This is a genomic window from Vibrio sp. S457-15, assembly GCF_000960545.1.
Lineage (GTDB): Bacteria > Pseudomonadota > Gammaproteobacteria > Enterobacterales > Vibrionaceae > Vibrio > Vibrio parahaemolyticus.
The window spans coordinates 63,034-79,775 of sequence record NZ_JYOQ01000121.1 but is presented as its reverse complement, the minus strand read 5'-3'; the positions used below and the strand labels follow the sequence as shown (position 1 = coordinate 79,775).

Annotated in this window: 15 protein-coding genes; 11 read left to right on the top strand and 4 right to left on the bottom strand. The window is 45.5% G+C overall.

Going from position 1 to position 16,742, the window contains the following annotated elements:
* Nucleotides 1-94 precede the first annotated feature (94 nt).
* Both UF05_RS11435 and UF05_RS11430 read left to right on the top strand, forming a co-directional pair.
* Nucleotides 95-454, top strand: coding sequence for a hypothetical protein (locus UF05_RS11435; protein ID WP_071936908.1), 360 nt, complete (start codon nucleotides 95-97; stop codon nucleotides 452-454).
* A gap of 150 nt (nucleotides 455-604) precedes the next feature.
* Nucleotides 605-2,044, top strand: a complete 1,440-nt coding sequence (locus UF05_RS11430) for a PepSY-associated TM helix domain-containing protein (RefSeq protein ID WP_045545534.1) — start codon at nucleotides 605-607, stop codon at nucleotides 2,042-2,044.
* A 47-nt stretch (nucleotides 2,045-2,091) separates the two neighbouring features.
* On the opposite strand, the gene gloA2 is transcribed toward UF05_RS11430, so the two are convergent.
* The 3 genes from gloA2 to UF05_RS11415 all read right to left on the bottom strand — a co-directional run bounded on the left by gloA2 (nucleotide 2,092) and on the right by UF05_RS11415 (nucleotide 3,948).
* The gene (gene gloA2 / locus UF05_RS11425) at nucleotides 2,092-2,475 is read right to left on the bottom strand and encodes an SMU1112c/YaeR family gloxylase I-like metalloprotein (protein WP_023584531.1); all 384 of its coding nucleotides are present in this window, start codon (nucleotides 2,473-2,475) and stop codon (nucleotides 2,092-2,094) included.
* Nucleotides 2,468-3,397 carry a LysR family transcriptional regulator gene (locus tag UF05_RS11420; RefSeq protein WP_020841459.1) on the bottom strand — a complete coding sequence of 310 codons (930 nt, stop codon included), beginning with the start codon at nucleotides 3,395-3,397 and terminating at the stop codon, nucleotides 2,468-2,470. Before UF05_RS11420 ends, gloA2 begins: the two co-directional genes overlap by 8 nt.
* Before the next feature lie 77 nt (nucleotides 3,398-3,474).
* Entirely contained in the window at nucleotides 3,475-3,948 is a 474-nt protein-coding gene (locus tag UF05_RS11415; protein WP_015313591.1) for a hypothetical protein, read from the bottom strand.
* Nucleotides 3,949-4,169: 221 nt separating this feature from the next.
* On the opposite strand from UF05_RS11415, the gene UF05_RS11410 reads away from it, so the two are divergent.
* From UF05_RS11410 to UF05_RS11395, 4 genes are all read left to right on the top strand, one after another.
* The gene (locus UF05_RS11410; protein ID WP_045545533.1) at nucleotides 4,170-4,853 is read left to right on the top strand and encodes a spondin domain-containing protein; all 684 of its coding nucleotides are present in this window, start codon (nucleotides 4,170-4,172) and stop codon (nucleotides 4,851-4,853) included.
* 9 nt (nucleotides 4,854-4,862) lie between these two features.
* On the top strand, nucleotides 4,863-5,558 hold the full coding sequence (locus UF05_RS11405; protein ID WP_045545532.1) for a spondin domain-containing protein: 696 nt from the start codon (nucleotides 4,863-4,865) through the stop codon (nucleotides 5,556-5,558).
* Between the two features lie 172 nt (nucleotides 5,559-5,730).
* Nucleotides 5,731-6,462: a response regulator transcription factor gene (locus tag UF05_RS11400; protein ID WP_025542025.1), complete on the top strand. Its 732-nt coding sequence runs from the start codon at nucleotides 5,731-5,733 to the stop codon at nucleotides 6,460-6,462.
* 24 nt (nucleotides 6,463-6,486) lie between these two features.
* Nucleotides 6,487-7,860: a sensor histidine kinase gene (locus UF05_RS11395; protein ID WP_045545531.1), complete on the top strand. Its 1,374-nt coding sequence runs from the start codon at nucleotides 6,487-6,489 to the stop codon at nucleotides 7,858-7,860.
* A 27-nt stretch (nucleotides 7,861-7,887) separates the two neighbouring features.
* Here the strand turns inward: UF05_RS11395 and sodC are convergent, their stop codons facing one another.
* Entirely contained in the window at nucleotides 7,888-8,403 is a 516-nt protein-coding gene (gene sodC / locus UF05_RS11390; RefSeq protein WP_005462859.1) for a superoxide dismutase family protein, read from the bottom strand.
* 545 nt (nucleotides 8,404-8,948) lie between these two features.
* Between sodC and UF05_RS11385 the strand changes: the two genes are divergently transcribed.
* The 5 genes from UF05_RS11385 (at nucleotide 8,949) to tdh (ending at nucleotide 16,275) form a co-directional block, all read left to right on the top strand.
* On the top strand, nucleotides 8,949-10,355 hold the full coding sequence (locus UF05_RS11385; RefSeq protein ID WP_020841453.1) for an aminotransferase class V-fold PLP-dependent enzyme: 1,407 nt from the start codon (nucleotides 8,949-8,951) through the stop codon (nucleotides 10,353-10,355).
* A gap of 63 nt (nucleotides 10,356-10,418) precedes the next feature.
* Complete coding sequence (locus UF05_RS11380) at nucleotides 10,419-11,351, top strand: transporter substrate-binding domain-containing protein (protein WP_005462861.1); 933 nt, start codon at nucleotides 10,419-10,421, stop codon at nucleotides 11,349-11,351.
* Nucleotides 11,348-13,672 carry a putative bifunctional diguanylate cyclase/phosphodiesterase gene (locus UF05_RS11375; protein ID WP_045545530.1) on the top strand — a complete coding sequence of 775 codons (2,325 nt, stop codon included), beginning with the start codon at nucleotides 11,348-11,350 and terminating at the stop codon, nucleotides 13,670-13,672. Before UF05_RS11380 ends, UF05_RS11375 begins: the two co-directional genes overlap by 4 nt.
* A 212-nt stretch (nucleotides 13,673-13,884) precedes the next feature.
* A complete protein-coding gene (locus UF05_RS11370) occupies nucleotides 13,885-15,078 on the top strand; it encodes a glycine C-acetyltransferase (RefSeq protein ID WP_005485813.1) in 1,194 nt (397 codons plus the stop codon).
* Between the two features lie 165 nt (nucleotides 15,079-15,243).
* On the top strand, nucleotides 15,244-16,275 hold the full coding sequence (gene tdh, locus UF05_RS11365; protein ID WP_005478141.1) for an L-threonine 3-dehydrogenase: 1,032 nt from the start codon (nucleotides 15,244-15,246) through the stop codon (nucleotides 16,273-16,275).
* Nucleotides 16,276-16,742 lie beyond the last annotated feature (467 nt).

Below are 16,742 nucleotides of genomic sequence, written 5' to 3'. Positions count from 1 at the left end.
ATAATGATTGTGAGGTAGTAATCACTTATTGATCCTCTTTTTGAGCTGAAACTCAGAATTGGCTACTCTGTGTGAAATTTGTTAAGTCACCGTTATGCGTAGATTAATTCCTTTTTATCGCTCCATGTTATTCGCTAGCGCCTTAAGTTGGGTGCTCGTGACACTGATGCCTGTTATCAATGCTCATGGTAACAGCATGGGCGTGTGGGCGACGCTTTGTACGCTAAACGGTTTCGAGCTGGTTCAGATAGAAGAGGGCGACAGCTCGGTGACGCACAAGGGCAAGCCGTGTCCATTTAGTCACTTTTCCACTTTCCACCAAGATTCACTTCCAACTACACCGATACTTTCACGACTGAGCTCGGTAATTTCTGAACGCTACACTTTTTTGGCTCTAAGTGTACGATTTGAAACGCCAGTTCCACGTGCGCCGCCTGTGGTTTCTTTTTCATAATCCATAAAAACAATAAGTAAAGTCACACATACACTGCTCATTCAAGCAGTCGCACTCCCAAACCTGTCCAAATTTCACCGCATAGAAAAGCATGTGGGGGGAAGCATTTGGTCAGCGTTTTTGGCGTGCAAAAATGAAAAGGAAATAAACATGTTGAGAAACTCAACAAAGCCTCAACTCAAGGAAGCGTCGCGCGCAAAATCCATCTACTTTATGACGTGGCGATGGCATTTCTACGCAGGATTATTCGTTATCCCATTTATGCTCATGCTGTCCGTCACCGGACTGGTGATGCTGTTTGATGATGAGATTGAACTGGCACGCTATGAGACTACGCTAAAAGTGGTGCCGCAAGAGCACAAAGTACCAGTGTCCGTCCAGTTAGAGTCGGTTAAGCAAGCCTATCCTGATTTCAGCGTTACTCAATTTGTGCCTGCCAAAACAGCGCATCTTGCCAACCGATTTTCAATTAAAGCGGAAGATGGACGTTCGCTCGTTGCTGCAGTCAATCCATACACGGGCGAGGTTCAAGGCACCATTGATCGCTCAGACAGCGTTTATGAGCTGATGAATAACATTCATGGCACCTTGCTGATTGGTGAGTTTGGCGATCGTTTAATCGAAATATCAGCCAGCTTAGGTATTTTACTTTTGGTGTCGGGTTTGTATCTCTGGCTTCCTCGCGACAACGCCAGTCGAGCGGGCTTTTTGAAAATCCGTGTTGCCCAAGGTTCTCGTATTGTATTGCGCGATGTGCACGCTAACTTAGGTGGCGTGTTGTCCCTCGTTTTACTGTTTTTTCTGATTTCTGGTTTGTCTTGGGCTGGAATTTGGGGGGCAAAGATGGTTCAAGCTTGGAACACGTTTCCGACCTATTACACTTGGGGTGAAAAGCCAGAGTCGACATTGACGCATCAGGATCTTAACCACGGTTCGTCAGAAGAAATGCCTTGGAACTTAGAGCTTGCTGCCGTACCTGAATCGAAAGATAAACCCGTCCATGATCACGCGAACATGGAAAGGGGGGCGTCTTACACTGGGAGCCATCGCGCGTTATCGATTGACGACATTATTCTTAAAGCAGAAATGATGGGCTTTACCAGCTACAAAGTATTCTTGCCTCGTTCAGATGACGGTGTTTACACCGTTGCATCCAACTCAATGGGAGGGGACATCTCTGACCCAAGACAAGATCGAACCAGCCATTTTGACCAATACTCAGGTCGTTTGCTGGTGGATGTGACTTGGCAGGATTACAGCTGGTTTGCCAAGTTAATGGCTGTGGGTGTCTCACTTCACCAAGGAGATGTAAGCATCATCAATAAGGCGTTGAATGTGCTGTTCTGTTTGGCATTTATTCTGATTGCTATTTCCGGAGTGGGGATGTGGTGGTTACGTCGACCAAGTCGCAGCGCATCGCTTGGCGCGCCGCCACAATTTCAACATGACGGAGTGTGGAAATTGGGGTTAGCCACATTGGTTGCCATTTGTGCCGCGTTCCCGATGGGCGGTTTAGCCATTGTGAGCGTTTTGCTTTTGGACTGGGTGGTGTTCAACCGTGTCGAGAAGCTAAAAGCAGCACTGAACTAAGGTGTCGAATTGGTATAAAACAAGAGCCAGCGAATTGCTGGCTCTTTTTATTTCTGATAAAGCTCCAATGGTAAGCCATCGGGATCTTGGAAGAACGTAAATGCTTTGCCCGTAAACTCATCAATGCGAATGGGTTCAACAGCGATGTGTTTGGATTCCAGATACGCTTTTACTTCTTCAACGTTGTCGACTTGAAACGCCAAATGTCGCAAGCCTTGCGCCTCCGGAAAGCTTGGTCGCTCCGGTGAGCCGGGAAAACTGAACAGCTCGATTTGGCTTCCGTCCGGCAACGCAAGGTCGAGTTTGTAGGAGTCTCGAGCTTCACGATAGTTTTCTGCGATGATTTGTAGCCCTAGCACTTCGGTGTAAAAACGCTTTGATGTTGGGTAATCACTGCAAATGATAGCGACGTGATGAATCGCATTAAACATGGTTGGGTTCCTTAGACACGAGATGTTCGTTTACAAAGTCGAGAAATACACGCAGACGTGCAGGCATGTATTTGGTTTGTGCGTACTGCATGGCGACCGCACCGTGGTAGTTACTTTTGATCATCCAATCGGACAACACTTCGACCACTTCTCCGCGCTCTAATGCCTCTTTCACCACGAAATCGTGGAAGATGCCAATCCCTAAACCGGCCTTGACGCCATTTAGGCGCATTTGCGAATGGTTGACCGCATACCGACCACTGACCGCGATGGAATGAAACGCCTCTTCTTTAAAAAACGACCAAATGTTGTCTTTGTCGTTTTCTGCTAGGTAAATACAGTCGTGCTGTTCAAGTTGCGTCGGATGTTCTGGCATGCCTCTTTGTGCGAGGTAGTCTGGCGACGCACACAAAACCAGATTGGTTTTGCTGATCTCTTTGAGCACCAAATTTTCATCCGGTTTATCGGTGAGTTTAAAGGCAACATCAATGCCCTGACGAAACAGGTCGATTTCCCCGTCGGCAGCGCGCAGCTTGAGCTGAATTTTTGGATAACGTTGCAAAAAAGGCAGCACGAACGGTTGCAAGACCGAGTTTAAAAACGCCTCTGGTGCCGCTACCGTGAGCGCGCCAGTTGGTTCGGCATGTTCTTCCGCAGATAGCTCAACGGCTTGCTGCGCGGCATTAACCATCGCAATGCTTTGGTCATACACTTTTTGCCCTGCTTGAGTAATGATCAGCTTGCGCGTGGTGCGTTCAAACAACTTCACGTTGAGGGCTTGCTCCAAACGGGTGATCAGTTTGCTTAACGCTGATGGGGTAACGCCAAGCTGTTTGGCTGCGGCAGTAAAACTGCCTTCGTTGACCACCAAAATAAAGGAGGCCAAATCGGGCAGTAGAGCAATGAGTTTTGGATTAACCATAAAGATTCCGTTCTAAGCGGCGTATTAAAAGTATTGTCTGGCAGGGCTTTACGAGGTGCAAGTGTGCCAGTCTCGCTTTAACGATATTTTGCCAAAAAGGCGTGAAGAATCGGCAACCCAGACTCGTTAGTATGATAACGCTGCCAACATTGATAAATGGCGGTTTCATGTTCTGCGACTAAATCAAATGCAGTTTGAAAATTGACAGCGTTTGAATTCTTCTCTATCGCGAGAGTTTGCCATTCTCGGTATGTCACTTCGTACGGCTCAACCCAATTGAGTAGCGTGGCAACCAGCTCTGACCAAGGTAAATCGATCCACTTTTCTGCATCGGAAAGACCTTTTTCCATCATTTCTTGATGACGGTCTTCTATCTCCATTCCATGTGCTTGCAAAACAGGTTTGAGTTTTTCAGCGGTCAGTTTTTCCACGTCGACTAAAGTTTGCCAAAGCGCGCGTTGCTCTGCCTGTTTGTAGTTGTTGAGATAGTGACTGAAAAAGGCAATACCGTAGATTTCTCCATAGTATGCAGTAAGTAAATTGTTGAGCATTTTAATGTGCGTTTGGGGAACGGATGGACGCTATTTTATAACGGAATGAAAGAGATAAGAAGTTGTGAGAATTTTATGAGAATTCGATGAAGTTACCGAGATATTTGCTCGTCATGCTTAAAGACAAGAATGACAAACGTTCGAAAGCAATGCTGCTCAAGCCAACAAAAGACGATGTTCAAGGGCTTGGGGTTTCACTCTCATAAAAGGATGGATTCACAATGAAAAAACGTACCCAACTTAGTCTTGTCATGACGTCTGTTGCTCTGGCGGTTGGCGCGGCATCAGCTCAAGCGGCGGAACTAGAAATTACGGTTACCAACGCAACCAAAGGCATTTACTTTACACCGCTTATCGTCGCGGCGCATGGCTCAGATCTGCACATGTTTAAAGTCGGAGAATTCGCCACAGCAGAGCTTGAAGCGATGGCTGAAGGTGGGGATATTTCTGGATTATCGACCGTGATTGGCAACGCAGGCGGCGCAGTTGTAGAAAACCCTGCGGGCGGTATTCTCAATCCGGGCGCTGCGACCACGTTTACTTTGGATAGTGGCGATCACGGTTACCTCTCACTTAGCGCGATGCTATTGCCAACCAATGATGGTTTTGTCGGCTTAGACAGTTGGAAAATTCCAACCGAAGCGGGCACTTACAAAGCGACCTTGAACAGTTACGACGCGGGCACTGAAGCGAACGATGAGTTAGCGTCCAGCATTCCTAATCCTCCTTTTATTACCTTCGGTAGCGGTGGTACTGGCGTAGAAACGGCGGTGAGCAACGACAAGGTTCACATTCATCCGGGTAATTTGGGTGACAGCGATCCGGCTGGTGGCAAGAGTGATCTCGATAGCAGTCATCATCGTTGGTTAAACCCAGTAGCAACCATCACAATTGTTGTGAAGTAAGGAGGAGGTATGAAATACAAAATCTTACTGGTAGCGGCCTCTGTCGGAGTACTCGCTGGTTGTCCGAATGATGACGATAATGATGTCGCGAAGTCATACCGATATACGGTGAATGTCGAGAACTTAACGGCGAATCAACCGATGTCTCCATTGGCGGTGCTGACTCACAATAGCAATTTTCAGCTATTCGAAATTGGTCAAAGTGCGTCGGTTGAGTTAGAACACTTAGCCGAGGGTGGCAGCAATGCCGAGCTGATTGCTCTGATGAACAGTGACGACAACGTCTACCAAGGTGTATCTGGCAATGGTTTGCTGCTGCCGGGCTCATCGGACGAAGTCTCCATCACGGTCAATCCTCATCGTTATGGTTATTTGTCGCTGGGTTCGATGCTTGTGAACACTAATGATGCCTTTGTTGGCGAAACGGGATTATCGATCAAGTCACTCGCAGTGGGTGAGAGTTACGAGATGAACATGAACGTGTGGGATTCTGGCACAGAGCTTAATGACGAATTGGCGGCCACGATTCCCGGCCCTGCGGGTGGCGGAGAAGGATTTAACTCAACTCGAAACGATATGAATGATGCGGTCGCGTTTCACGCTGGCGTCATCAGCCATGATGATGGACTGGCGGATTCAACCTTGTCGGCAAACCATCGTTTTCTAAATCCTGGAGCGAAGGTCACGATCACGCGCGTTGAATAACTCACCTGCTCTGGTGGCGGATCCTTTCCTAAAAGTGTTTGTTCATGCTTTTATCCCTCATTCCACCACCAGAGCACTTTCTGACCTTGTGGGAGACTGACCTTGTTGAAAGAAATACGGCTCCGTTCCGGTCATTTGCAGAATGAGGCGTCTCCCAGACAAGGAAAGGATTATGGAACGGCACACAACCAACGTGGTGGCGAACATATTGTTGATTGAAGACGATGATGACTTGGCCGAACTAGTTCAAATGCATCTCAAGTTTCAGGGGCATCAAGTCAGTCGAGAATCCAGCGTTGCAGCGGGTAGAAATACTTATCAGCAGCAGTCGTTTGATTTGGTGATCCTCGACAGAGGTTTACCCGATGGTGATGGTTTAGATATCTGCCATCACTTGCGTCAACGGCAAGATTGGACGCCGGTTTTGGTGTTGACCGCAAGAGACGGTGAGATGGATAAAGTGGATGGGTTGGAAGCTGACGTCGATGATTACATTACAAAGCCGTTTAGTGTTTTAGAGTTTCAAGCTCGGGTGAGAAATGTACTTCGGCGCGTTAATCAAGTCGCTGAAAAGCCGACTCCAGAAAAAGCAGAAGATGGGGCACTTAACTTTGGTGACTTGAAGATCATTCCCCAATTGCATCAGGTTTCGCTCAACGATAAAGACGTCGCGCTGACGGCAACCGAGTTTACCTTACTACAGTTTCTCGCCACTCGTCCCGGTCGAGTCTACAGTAAGGACGAGCTGTTGGATCATGTCTGGAACACCAATCATGCAGGGTATCATCACACGGTTTGTAGCACCATTAATCGCTTGCGCAGCAAGCTGTCGTTGTCGGACTCAGAGCATCATTTTATTCAAACGGTTTGGGGTGTTGGGTACAAATTTCAGCCGCGCCCATAATAGGCGGTGTGAGGAGGCGATAAGATGAGCTTCAAATCTCGTTTGGTGGTATTCACCACGGTTTGGTTTTGTTTGGCGATGGCGGCCATTGCGCTGACTTACAATTGGCAAAAAGAGACCATTGAGCTTCGCACCAAGCAAAGCTTACATCAAGATCTAGCCAGTCACATGCGGGATGATAATCCGCTCATGATTGGTACGGACTACAATCCCAAAGCACTCAAGTCGATTTTCCACACCCTCATGTTGATAGGGCCTGATTTCGAAATCTATTTTCTTGATAGCCAAGGCAACATTACTACGCACGCTGCGCCAGAAGGGACGGAATTGATGGGAGCGGTGAATCTGGCTCCTATTCGTCAGTTTCTCAGTGGAGAACCTTTCCCGATTCTAGGCGATGACCCGCGTAATCGTGATGAACACAAAGTCTTTTCTGTCGCAGCGATAGAGGAGCTTGGCTCAACCATTGGTTATTTGTACGTGGTGATCGGAAGCTCTCGTCATACGGCCATTGCCAACGCTCAAGTGGATTCGTCGTACTTGGCGCTTGCGGGTTTAGTGCTTATTTCGATTTTAGGTTTCGCTTTTGGCTCATATTTCTTGGTTAAGCGCAGCTTGTTAAACCCGATTGAACGTGTGACCGATCAACTGCAAAAACAAGCCGAACACGACTTTCGCCTACAACCCGATTTTGCACATCAAGTGCCGGAGCTAGTGCCGATTGCTCGTTCGTATCAATTGATGGCAAAACACATCCAGCAGCAATTTTTACAACTTGAATATCAATCCTCTCATCGCCGCCAAAGTCTTTTGCAATTGAGCCACGATTTAAAAACGCCGCTTTCGAGTGTGCTTGGGTATTTGGAAACTTGGCGTTTGCAGCATCCTGACCCCGATCCGCTCATTGAAGTGGCGTTTCGCAACAGTGAAAAACTCTCCCAGCAATTGCACGCTCTGTTGGATGTGGCGAAACAAGAAGCTCCGCTACCAAGCTATGAGTATCTTCCGATTGATATTAGCCAACTAATGGCAGAATGCGCCGAAACCATGCAAAGTCAGTTTCAACGTAAAGGCGTGACGTTGAACATTACCGTAGATGAGCCAATCCAAGTGATAGGTGATAAGGGGTTATTAGAACGATTGATATTGAATTTATTGGAAAATGCACTTCGGCATAGTCCGTTGGATGCGACCGTGAGTTGCGATGTAAAACGGGGCGATAATACATCTCAAGTTCGTTTTACTTTTTCCAACCAAATAGAGCTGAATGCGCAAGCTGGCGCGCTAGGCATTGGTACTAAAATTGTCCAGTCCATTTTAATGCTGCATCACAGTCATCTTGAAACCGATGCGACATCGCATCAGTTTACACAACGATTCACACTTCCTGCCGCATGAGGAAGTGTGAATCAGACAGATCATGATTTAATCGATCACGCCACACACAATGCGTGCACCGCCGCCACCTAATTTGGCTGGTTGATCCGAGTGATTGTCCCCACCGGCATGAATCATCAAGGCTCTGCCTTTTAAATCAGACATTTTGAGGCGCGGAGCTAAAACTGGTTGGTTGGCGTTTCCTTCCATGTCGGCGTACAACGCTGGCAGATCGCCAAGATGGTTGCCATCGGTCCATGGAAAACCATGTTGGCCAGTATTGTCTGGGTCGTAATGGCCGCCCGCACCGCCACCTACTACGGTTTTACCGTCCTTTTCTGCACTGTCACAGGATGGGTTAGCGTGGACGTGAAAACCATGTAGTCCGGCTGGAATTCCTGACAGATTCGGCGTGAATACAATTCCGTAGTCACTCTCCGATAATTCCACCGTACCGACGGCTTGGTTAGTACCCAAATCGGTCATGGTGATTGATTGGGCCAACGCGTTTGGTGTCATCACGAAAGCAGCCGCCGCTGAGATGCACAGCAATCCTTTTAACATGCGATTTCCTTCTTTATAAAGTATTCATTTGAGCGTATATCCAAGTGGTTTGTTCTCGCAGCTAAGAGTTAGACCGTACATTTGTTTGAACTACTTTAGATCTCGCTATATATGGTCTAAAAATTAACTGTTCATTTAAACATCAAGCCATTTTATGAAACTTAACATATTGAGATTACTTGGTTATAAAAAGAATAGTCGCAGTTGAACAAATATGACGCTGAATTTTCTAATTAATACAAAGTTAAATTTTTAATGAATTTATAACAAAGCTCACTGCTTGTTTATAGATAAAACTATTATTAAGCGTTTGTCATAAAAATAGTCAATTTAATGAATATTTTAATATGTATTCAGTTGTTTATTGGTTGGAGGCGAAACTGTTGCTTATGTCATCAAATAAGCTAAAAAAGTGGAACTAAAGTCACTTAATGGCAGAGTAAAAAATTAAAGTCTGGTTTGAATAGGTAATAATGTTTTAGTAACAGATAGTTACGCGTTTAAAAATTAATAATATGGCTAATTTCCGACAAGGATCGAAAAAAATGAGCGACAAGGATTCTATTCAGACTAATCGCAGCCGACGTAATTTTCTTAAAGGCGCAACGGGTGCCGTTGTAGCTGGTGTTGGTGCTTCTGCTTTTTCAGGTGTAGCACAAGCTCGAGAACAGAAAATTGATTGGAGCAGCCGCGGGCTAGGTAGAAAGCACGATAAGCGTTTTTGGCGTAAAGTGCAAAAGCAGTTCGTTTTGGATAAACGAACGACTTACATGAACATTGGTACAACAGGCTCAATGCCGAAACATGTTCTTGAAGGCTATGAAGACAACAACAAATTAGTGGCGAAGTTCCCATGGGACATGAAAGGTAAGTTTGGTAAGTTCCCTTACGTTTCAGACATGATCGCAGAGATTGCACCAGGTTTTGGCGCAAATGCTGACGAAATCATCCTAAGCCGCAACACGACTGACGGTCTATGTTCGATCATTAATGGTCTGCATTTCGAGCCGGGAGACGTGATTCTTACTACACACCACGAACACATTGCAGCGACATCTCCGCTGAATGTTGTAAAACACCGCTTTGGTGTAGAAGTCGTGGAAATTCAGTTACCAGTGTTTACAGGTACTGAAGACGTTTCTGAAGAAGACTACATTCGAGCATTCCGTGACGCTATTGAAGCGCACCACAATGTTCGCCTGATTGTGTTCTCTCACATCACATACAAGACCGGTACTGCGCTGCCAGCAAAGGCAATTTGTTCTCTTGCAAAAGAGCACCAAATTCCAACGTTAGTGGATGGTGCTCACACGGTGGGTATGTTCGATCTTGACCTACATGATCTGGATTGTGATTTCTACTCTGGTTCTGGCCATAAATGGCAGTGTGGCCCGGGCGCAACAGGCATTTTATACGTGCGCGACAACGGTAATCGTTTGAACGAATACTGGAGCGACCGGGAAAATCCATTGTGGTTGATAAACTCGTCGCTTTCTCATGCGGATTACTTAGGTAAGCAAATCCAAATGCAGTACATTGGTAACGACAACTACCCAGCTAAACAAGCGCTGGCTGATAGCTGTAAAATGTGGGATGAGATTGGTCGTGACCGAATCCAAGACCGCATTCTAACGTTGAGTGACCAATGTAAAACCTCACTCCAAGACGTGCTGCCACATGCGAAAATGTTCTCGCCAAATGTGGAAGGGCTGACGAGTGGATTAACGACGTTCAACCCATTTTATGATGTGACGAACGAAGAAATCCTGACTGAGTTCCGTGACCGTCTGCGTGAAGAATATGGCTACATCATCCGTACAACGAACTTCAAGCTGTACAAAGATGATGGACACGACACGTACGCGCTTCGTATCTCTACACACTTGTTCCATGATGAGCGAGATGTAGAAGGATTGGTCGAAGCGATTGCTGATCTGTACTACTCGTTCTAACGTCGTTGTTTATCACTCAAGCGCCCATTTATGGGCGCTTTGTTGAAGGGAAGGATATACACAATGTCAGTCAAAACACTTAAACGAACCATCACTGCTGTGGCGATTTTGGCCGCGTCCGTGATGTCTTCTTCGGCTTGGTCTAATGACCTTAAAGAAATCCGTGAACGTGGTGTGCTTCGTCATATCGGTGTGCCTTATGCCAACTTTGTTTCTTACATCGAGCAAGGTGAAATGCACACGCTGACAGGATTAGATGTCGATATCGTAAAAGGATTTGCGAGCTCGTTAGGTGTGCGATATGAGTACGTACCGGCTCAGTGGAGTGACATGGTCGGTAAGCTGACAGGTCAAGATGTTCAATACCGACACAACCGCGCAGTAGTGGGTGGCAGTGTGCCAATTGAGGGTGATCTGATTGCCAATGGCGTGACGATTTTGGATTGGCGGGAAGAGGTATTGGACTTTTCTCAGGACTACTTCCCATCGGCGGTATGGCTTGTTTCTCGTACCGATTCAAGTTTAAGTCCAATTAAGCCAAGTGGCTCGATCGACGAAGACGTCAAGACAGTGAAAGAGTTGATCGATGGACGAGAAGTGTTGGCGCTAGAGCATTCGTGCCTAGACCCAAACCTTTACGACTTGTACGACACGGGTGCCAAAGTGATTTTGCCCGATGGCAAACGACTCTTAAACGAAATGGTACCTGCCATCATGAAAAATGATGCTGAAAGTACCTTATTGGATGTAGCAGACACATTAATTGCTTTAGAAAAATGGCCGGGAGAAATAAAAGTCATTGGCCCTGTTTCTGAAAATCAAAAAATGGCTGTTGCGTTCCGTAAAAATTCACCGGAATTACGCGAAGCGTTTGATCGTTATTTAGATTCTATTAAAAAAGATGGGACGTATGAAAAGCTCGTTAAAAAATACTACCCGTCCATTTACTACTTTTATAACGATTACTTCTTAGAAGATAGTAAGAAAATTCGATGAAAAAGGCTGTTAAAAAAATATCCAGTAAAAAGATAATAACGATAAGCGCAATAATCGTTTCTATTTATTTAGCGATACTTATTGTTGTTACAAGTCTTGGACAGAATAAATTAAAAGACTCTCAATATAGAGAGCTGGATTTAAAAGTAAAAAGCTATGCAAGCACACTAGACAACTTATTTACTATCGCAAGTGAAGACGTAGATAATTTATCGAGTGACAAAACCGTTCAAACTTTTTTTGCAAACTTAGCATCTGGTATGTCGATGGAATATGGCCTAGGTGCAAGTTTAATCAACTTAAAACGTAGATTTGATGAGAAGATTGACGGCAAGTTGATCAACAGTAGCAACATCTACAACAAGTTAACGCTGGTGGGCAGTGACGGAACAACCATCGTCACGACTGGCCCAAAAGATCTCAAGCCAATGGATATTCATGATTTGATGACCCAACACGGGCATCCGGAAGAAGTTTGTGCCACTCGTGATGCTGACAACATTCGGATTCAAGTGATTAAGCAAGTCAAATTTTCTGGGAAACCAGTGGCTTTTTTAATTGCGGACATCAATAAAGATATTGTTATTGAGCAATTAACCAATCAAGAGCACGAAGACAGCTACAGTCGCATGGTGCTGAAAATAAAAGATGTTGAAATGGTGGTGTGGGATTCCATCACTAAAAATTCAACCACTAATGCAGATGAGAATCATTTTCTTTCTAAGGTTTTGGATGGGAAAATATATTTCGAAGTGCCAGTGGAACAACATCACTTTAAATTGATGGCATGGTTTGAACCGCTCAACGAGCGAGATATTTTTACTTCTCGACTCTTTATTGTTGGGCTAAGTATTCTCGCCGTGATGATTGTTATTGCGCTGTGTTATGCATTTATCGCAAACAATAATAAATTGGAATTAAAGATAAAGCTTGAGGAAGAGAAAAAGCGTAAAGATATTCTTTCTCAACAAAACCACAAACTCACCAAAGAAATAGAGCGTCGAAAAGCATCGGAGAAAGAGCTTGCATTCCAAGCCAAATACGACACCTTAACAGAATTGCCAAATCGCAGTTATGGCTCAGAACGATTGGCGTTGGAACTTATTCGAGCATCTCGCACGGGTTCGAAAGTATTGGTGATGTTTATTGATTTGGACCACTTCAAACAGATCAACGATTCTATGGGCCATTTTGTCGGGGATGAAATTCTCAAACTCAGTGCTCAGCGTCTTCAAAACGTCGCGAGAAAAACCGATTTGCTCGCCAGAATCGGTGGGGATGAGTTCCTGTTGGTGATTCCAGATTTACCAGATAACGATACCGCGAAGCGCGTTGCTTCGAGTGTGTTATCGGCCTTTAGTGAACCGTTTGTTTGGAATAATCACGAGTTTTTCCTGACGGGCAGTGTCGGCATGTCGGTTTTCCCAGACGACGGTGATAACGCCGAGCAACTGTTGGCGTGTGCCGACATGGCAATGTACCGCGTGAAGCAAGATGGCCGCGATGCGTTCTGTTTCTACAACCACAACATGAACCAAGATCTACAGCGTTACTTGGATCTAGAAAGTCGATTGCGTAATGCGATCTCGAACCAACTGCTCGAAATGTACTATCAGCCAATCATTGAATTGAAAAGCGGTAAAATTGTTGGCGCAGAAGCATTGATGCGTTGGAACGATGAGAAGTTCGGCTTCGTCAATCCAGAAGAGTTCATCTCGATTGCAGAGAAAAACGGATTGATTCATCAACTTGGCGAGTTCGCCATTCAGCAAGCGTGTCATCAAGCCTCGCAGTGGCAATCCATTTCGCCGTTGTTTGTATCGGTGAACTTCTCTAGCGTTCAATTCCGCTATTGTGATCGCTTATTGGCGTTCATTAGGCAAAGCTTAGAAGAATCGGGTTTGCCTGCTGAGCAATTTGATGTCGAGGTAACCGAAAGCTTGTTGTTTAACCATGATGATGAGTTGGTGTACATGCTGGATAACCTACGTGCGCTCGGTACCAAGCTGACGATTGACGACTTCGGTACGGGCTATTCTGCACTGAGTTACTTGCAGAAGTTCCCGTTTGACCGTCTGAAAATCGACCGCAGTTTTATGCAAAACGTGTTTGAGAACGACTCTGATCGTGAACTGGTCAACGTGATCATTGCTATGGCCAAAGCCTTGCGTCTTAAAATTGTCGCAGAAGGTATCGAAGAGCAGCGCCATGTGGATTATCTCAACGAGCTAAACTGTGAGTTCGGCCAAGGTTTCCACTATAGCCGCCCTGTGCCAGCGAAGGAGTTTGAGCAACTTCTAAACCAACCTACTTGGTCATAACTCCTTTCAATACAACCTCATAGAAAAGCATTGATGTTATTTGTTCCCCAAATTCATTAATGCTTTTCCACCTTGAGGGATAATCGTTTTCCTTTCCTTGTTTTACACTACAATTAATTGATAGCTGATGGCCTGTGACGCCCGTCAGGTAAAGGCTAAACCAAATTCGAAATGAGTGAAAACTCGTCAAAACAACTAGGAAGGAATTGCGAATGTCTTCTGCATTTTACCAACAGATTCAACAGCAAATTGAAGAAGTGAAGGCTGAAGGTCTTTACAAAGCAGAGCGTATCATTACCTCTCAACAGCAAGCCGCTGTTAAAATCTCGACAGGTGAAGAAGTACTGAACTTTTGTGCGAACAACTACCTAGGCCTAGCAAACCATCCAGCGCTTATCGAAGCGGGTAAAGCTGGCATGGATGAGCACGGCTTCGGCATGGCATCAGTACGTTTTATCTGCGGTACTCAAGACATCCACAAAGAGCTAGAACAAAAGCTTTCTAAATTCCTCGGTAAAGAAGATACGATTCTTTACACCTCTTGCTTTGATGCAAACGCAGGTCTGTTCGAAACCATTCTTGGTAAAGAAGATGCGATCATTTCTGATGCACTGAACCACGCTTCAATCATTGACGGTGTTCGTCTATGTAAAGCAATGCGCTTCCGTTACTCAAACAACAACATGGAAGAGCTAGAGCAACAACTGATCGCAGCGAAAGAAGCAGGTGCTCGCCACATTCTTATCGTAACGGACGGTGTGTTCTCTATGGACGGCGTGGTGGCTAACCTTCCGGCTATTTGTGACCTAGCTGAAAAATACGGCGCATTGACCATGGTTGATGACTCTCACGCGGTTGGCTTCATGGGTAAAACGGGTGCAGGTACGCACGAGTACCACAATGTGGTTGACCGTATCGACATCATCACTGGTACGCTAGGTAAAGCAATGGGTGGCGCTTCTGGCGGCTACACATCTGGTAAAGCGGAAGTGATTGACTGGCTACGTCAGCGCTCTCGTCCATACCTATTCTCTAACTCTGTTGCACCAGCAATCGTAAACGCTTCTATCCGCGTTCTAGATCTACTAGAAGAAAGCGGCGACCTACGTGACCGTCTATGGGAAAACGCAGCGCATTTCCGTGCTCGTATGGAAGCAGCAGGTTTCACAATGGGCGGCGCAGACCACGCGATCATTCCAATCATGCTGGGCGATGCAAAAGTTGCAGCGGAGTTCGCTGAGCGTGCTTTAGAAAAAGGCATCTACGTAATCGGCTTCTCATTCCCTGTAGTACCAAAAGGCCAAGCGCGCATCCGTACTCAAATGTCAGCAGCGCACACTCGTGAGCAGCTAGATCGTGCGATCGATGCGTTCATCCAAGTTGGTAAAGACATGGGCATTATCTAAGTTCGATATCTCTCATGTTGATGCGGTTTGATGACAAAGGCTTGCCCAAATCTCCGTTGGAGCAGGCTCATTGGGTTAAGCCTTTTATCCCGCATTGTTGAGTGATGATGAACCTTATAGAGATTTTTTGTTTCGCACTGAGCGGGGCAATATTTGGTGAATACTATGAAAATTAAAGCACTATCAAAGCTAAAGCCTGAACAAGGCATTTGGATGACCGAAGTAGACAAACCTGAGGTTGGCCATAACGACATTCTGATCAAAATTAAGAAAACCGCGATTTGTGGTACAGACGTACACATTTACAACTGGGACGAATGGTCACAAAAGACAATTCCAGTACCTATGGTTGTCGGTCACGAATACGTGGGTGAAGTGGTTGCGATTGGTCAGGAAGTTCGTGGCTTTGAAATCGGTGACCGCGTATCTGGCGAAGGTCACATCACTTGCGGTCACTGTCGTAACTGTCGTGGCGGCCGTACTCACTTATGCCGTAACACTATCGGTGTGGGTGTAAACCGTGAAGGCGCATTTGCAGAATACTTGGTTATCCCAGCGTTCAACGCGTTCAAGATCCCAGACGAGATCTCTGACGATCTAGCGTCTATCTTTGACCCGTTTGGTAACGCGGTACACACTGCGCTTTCTTTCGACCTTGTGGGTGAGGACGTGCTGATCACAGGTGCTGGCCCAATCGGCATCATGGCGGCAGCGGTTGCTAAACACGTTGGTGCTCGCCATGTAGTTATCACAGACGTAAACGAATACCGTCTAGAGCTTGCTCGTAAAATGGGCGTAACTCGTGCAGTAAACGTGGCTGAAGAGAAGCTTGAAGATGTAATGGCTGAACTAGGCATGACAGAAGGCTTCGACGTAGGTCTTGAAATGTCGGGTAACCCAGCAGCATTCAACTCAATGCTAACAACAATGAATCATGGTGGTCGTATCGCTCTGTTGGGTATTCCGCCATCAGACATGGGTATTGACTGGAACCAAGTGATCTTCAAAGGTCTGGTTATCAAAGGCATTTACGGCCGTGAAATGTTCGAAACGTGGTACAAGATGGCTTCACTGATTCAATCTGGTTTGGATCTATCGCCAATCATCACGCACCACTACAAGATTGATGATTTCCAAGAAGGCTTTGACGTTATGCGCTCTGGCATGTCGGGCAAAGTTATTCTTGATTGGGAATAATCAGTTCTAGTAAGAAAAGCGCTCCAAAAGGGGCGCTTTTTGTTTATTTTAGCCCTATCTTTTTCGTCCATTTTCTTAATTTCAGCCTAGAATTTTACTGCCGTTTAATAACCAATTTCCTGCTCGACTCTGTTCAAATCGACTTTATTTTCTTCTGAAACTTCAGCAAAGCTTCACTTTTCGTATTTAGAATAACCAAATTACTTTTTTATTTTTTAAGGGTGTTTTTTGGTTTTATACCTCGTAAAAGTTGTCTTTTGTGGTTATTTATTTTTCAAGTGTGCCTGTTTTTATACCTAACTTACTTCTTTTATATGTTTCGTATTTTATATGCACTTAGTTTGTAATGCTTGAGCTATAACTAATAAAACAATCATCGATATACAGTGGAATGTTAGAAAATGGAGCTTTATATGAGCTTTGTTGCTTAATTCATAGAGAAACCATGCCTGCCCCATCGTGCTTAA